Genomic DNA, 4,014 nt, shown 5'->3' on the forward strand with positions numbered 1-4,014 from the left:
AAACACACAAAATTACCATAAGTATTTTAATGATCTTTGTCATATTATTATCTGTTGGATGTAGTAATAATCAAGAAAACATTTCTGATGGCAATGAAAATGTTAATGCAGATTATGATTTTCTATTTCAAGAACTGGAAGAAAAATATGATGCTACATTAGGAATTTATGCACTTGATACAGAAACTAATAAAGAAATTTCTTATAATGCAGATGAAAGATTTGCATACTGTTCAACATATAAAGCTTTAGCTGCCGGTGCCATTTTAGAAAAATACTCTATTGAAGAACTTGATAATGTAATATATTTTGAAGAAGAAGATGTTTTATCTTATGCACCAGTTGCAAAAGATAAAGTAGATACTGGAATGACTATTAGAGAAATATGTGATGCTGCAGTTAGACAAAGCGATAATACTGCTGGAAATCTACAATTTACTCTTCTTGATGGACCTAATGGTTTTAAACAATCATTAAGTAAAATTGGTGATACTGTAAGTGAGCCTTCTAGAATAGAAACTGAATTGAATGATGCTGTACCTGGCGATATAAGAGATACTAGTACTCCTAAACAATTGGCTTTAAATTTAAAAGAATATGCAACTGGAGATATATTGTCAGATGATAAAAAAGAGATTTTTATAGATTGGATGTCAAATAATGCAACTGGTGATGAATTAATTCGCGCTGGTGTACCAAGTGATTGGATTGTGGCAGATAAAAGTGGTGCTGGTTCTTACGGAACACGAAATGATATCGCTATTGTAACACCCCCAAATAAAAAACCTATATTTGTAGCTGTACTTTCAAAAAAAGCAGAACAAGATGCAGAATATGACAATAAACTGATAGCAGATGCCACAAAAATCATCTTTGATTTAATATCATAAAAATTGATTCACTCAAAAATAAATTAATATACCAAAATACAATTACAAAAGTTTTATCTTAGAAACTCTCAAAAAGAACCATAGATAAGATTCTTCTATGACGATATAGGTGAATACTTGAATTCAAGCATTTCACCTTTTTTGTAAGGATATGTAGAAAAGTCTATAAATAAGGATGCTTCTATAACAATTTGGAATACTTAAAATTAGAGATTTGAACCTTATGTTATAAATACTATCTATCTAACGGGTATCGATAACAGGCGGCTTTTCAAACATTTTAACCAAGATATTGATTTACTCTGAAATCCTATTTCATATATAATACTCAGTTTATCATAGTTCTGCGCTCAGTTCCGAATGGTATTAGTTTACCTTTTGCTTGCTTCGAAAGTAAAGCAATATAGTATCTTTAGCAAGGCAGTATTGATTTGAAGTACACTCCTTTGCTTATTTAGCTTTCTATAGGTCGCATTCAAATATTCCACCTTGTTTGACGACAGATTTCGGCATAATAGGTTTGATGAAAAAGCCTTTAAACACATTTTAAGAGGTCTAAAAATTCAAGTCGTTAAAAAAGTGATAGTGATAATAGATAACACCAATTAAAATGCAAAAAAACTTTATCTTTCTTTCGTTTTTTATGTTTTTTATTCAACCGGAGAAATTGATAAAGCTGGATATTACTACAAATTAGAAATATAAATCTAATCTATCAAATATGGAGGAATGACTATGAAAAAAATATTTGCACTTGCTTTTTGTTTTGTAATGAGTAGCTTTGTTTTGGCGGGCTGCTCGGGAAAAGCGAACCTTTTGAGAAAAAAAGTTTTACGCCGGATACAAAGGTCAACGAAATAAATCTTGATGTGAGGGACAGAGAAATTGAAGTAACACTATCTGACGACGAACAGGTGCATATCCAATATTCTGAAAACAGCAAAGAGTATTATGATATTTCTGTTTCCGATGGAAATGTGCTGACTATGGTAAATGCCAACAACAAAGAATGGACGGATTATATCGGGGGAAAACCCTCTACCAAAGATCGGAAAATCGTATTACAAATGCCGACTACACTTCTGGATACTGTTACGCTATCTACGACAAATGAAGATATATCACTTCCAGTATTGGCTGTTACGGGAAGCATTGATATTTCGACTAACGACGGAAACATCACTTTTGAGAGCTTAGATGTAGGAAATACCTTGACTTTGACCGTTAAAAATGGGGATATTTCTGGCATGATTGGAGGCAGGTATGAGGATTTCGTCATTCAATCAGAAGTCAAAAAAGGTGATAGCAGTTTGCCAAAACATAAAGATATTGGTAAAAAAACACTAAAAGTACTTTGCAATAACGGTGATGTTGATGTTACGTTTGTGGTATAAATAAAAAAATATAAAGACAGGAGAAAAGATAATAATGATAACAAAGAATAAATTTTATTTGAAAATGATATTTACAGCATGTATATGTGCAATTATTTTAACTGGCTGTGGTAGTAAGTATACTGTAGAGGAAAAAAGCTTGGTTGAAAACCAAAAAGAAAATCAAGAAACACTGGAAAATGGAGTAAACAGAACTTCTATGGAAAAAAGTATGGAATTTTCCGATGAAAGCACAGAGAAAATACCAGAAATAGTAGAGGTAGACTGGTCAGAGTATTTTAATGGATTGAATGGAACAGCAGTTATATATGATGCATCCAATAAAAAATATACAATTTATAATCGTGATCTTGCAATTACAAGAAGTTCACCATGTTCGACATTTAAAATTATTTCTTCTTTGATTGCCTTAGAAAACGGAATTATTGAAACGGAAAACTCTACTAAAACATGGAGTGGTGAAATATTTTGGAATGAAGATTGGAATAAAGATATTGATTTTCAAGAAGCTTTTCGTACTTCTTGTGTATGGTATTTCAGACAGGTCATTGATGATATTGGAGAAGATTTAATGCAGAAGGAATTAGATAAGCTCCAATATGGTAATTGTGATATTTCTGATTGGGAGGGACGATTAAATACAAATAATAGTAATAGAGCTTTGACGGGCTTTTGGATTGAATCTTCTTTAATGATTTCACCCAAAGAACAAGTGGAAGTAATGGAGCATATCTTTGGAAAAGAATCGAATTATTCAGAAGAAACACAGAATACATTAAAGCAAGTTATGCTTTTATCAGAGGTTGATAGTACTGACATTTCTATATATGGAAAACCGGAATGGGAAAAGTCGATGGTATTGTTGTTGACGCTTGGTTTACAGGGGTTGCGGAAAGTAAAACAGGAGATGTGTATTTTTGTGTGCGTCTTGGAAGAACTGATGGTATGAATGTATCCAGCACATTGGCAAAAGAAATAGCAATCGATTTGGTTCAAATAACATTACAATAAATACAAAATGAAATATAGTTAACTAGATAGTGTCTACACGAGTTTATGCCAAAATTGCACACCAATGGCAATGCAATAAATTTGCACTACTGCTAGAAATAATACTGTGCTTTTCCGTATTCCAGTTGGAACACAAAAGGTTCTGTCCCTGATATCCAAGTCCCAAGACGAGGCGCTCAGACATCTCTCGCTGTTCCTCTGTCATAGGTTTTATTCTAATCACGCTGCTTCCATCCACAATTTCACTGACCTCCGGTGGCTCCGGCACACACAACTCGTAGCAGAACCATCCCTTATCTGTATATTTCCACTCTTTTAGTCTTGTATAGGAAATGTATGAAATCCCCGGCTTATTATCAGCATTCCAGATTCCTTTTGCACTTACAACATACATATCTGTTCCATCAAAAATGAATTTCATTCTGCCCAATCCACCATCGTTGTGGACTTCATAAATTACTGCAGAACCACTTTTCCCTTCCATACATTCTTTCAGAAAACTGTCAACACTTTCATAATTCTCCATGTTAGAATATGTTACCATTGTTGTAACCGGACATCCTGCATCCTTTAGCTTCCTCTGCATTTCCAAAATCGTTTGATCATCCAAAGCAACATTAGATGCTATCCCTTTATCTGCAGTTTCATAAATGTCAAGATAAAGTTCCACTACTGCCTCTTTTTACTCAGTCAGTCTCAGCTTCTTCCCTTTTCTGTTC

Annotated in this window: 4 protein-coding genes; 3 read left to right on the plus strand and 1 reads right to left on the minus strand. The window is 33.3% G+C overall.

The features are described 5' to 3' along the window. Window positions 1-29: 29 nt before the first annotated feature. The 3 genes from bla to DW085_RS18550 all read left to right on the plus strand — a co-directional run bounded on the left by bla (window position 30) and on the right by DW085_RS18550 (window position 3,233). Window positions 30-890, plus strand: a complete 861-nt coding sequence (gene bla, locus DW085_RS18540) for a class A beta-lactamase (protein WP_243034097.1) — start codon at window positions 30-32, stop codon at window positions 888-890. Between the two features lie 857 nt (window positions 891-1,747). Continuing rightward, a complete protein-coding gene (locus tag DW085_RS18545; protein ID WP_278245874.1) occupies window positions 1,748-2,284 on the plus strand; it encodes a DUF4097 family beta strand repeat-containing protein in 537 nt (178 codons plus the stop codon). Window positions 2,285-2,318: 34 nt separating this feature from the next. Continuing rightward, a complete protein-coding gene (locus tag DW085_RS18550) occupies window positions 2,319-3,233 on the plus strand; it encodes a penicillin-binding transpeptidase domain-containing protein (protein ID WP_243034094.1) in 915 nt (304 codons plus the stop codon). Between the two features lie 105 nt (window positions 3,234-3,338). On the opposite strand, the gene DW085_RS18555 is transcribed toward DW085_RS18550, so the two are convergent. Continuing rightward, a complete protein-coding gene (locus DW085_RS18555; protein WP_243034095.1) occupies window positions 3,339-3,965 on the minus strand; it encodes a DUF6070 family protein in 627 nt (208 codons plus the stop codon). Window positions 3,966-4,014: the final 49 nt, after the last annotated feature.

It is taken from the genome of Clostridium sp. AF50-3 (genome assembly GCF_003477445.1).
Lineage (GTDB): Bacteria > Bacillota > Clostridia > Lachnospirales > Lachnospiraceae > Otoolea > Otoolea fessa.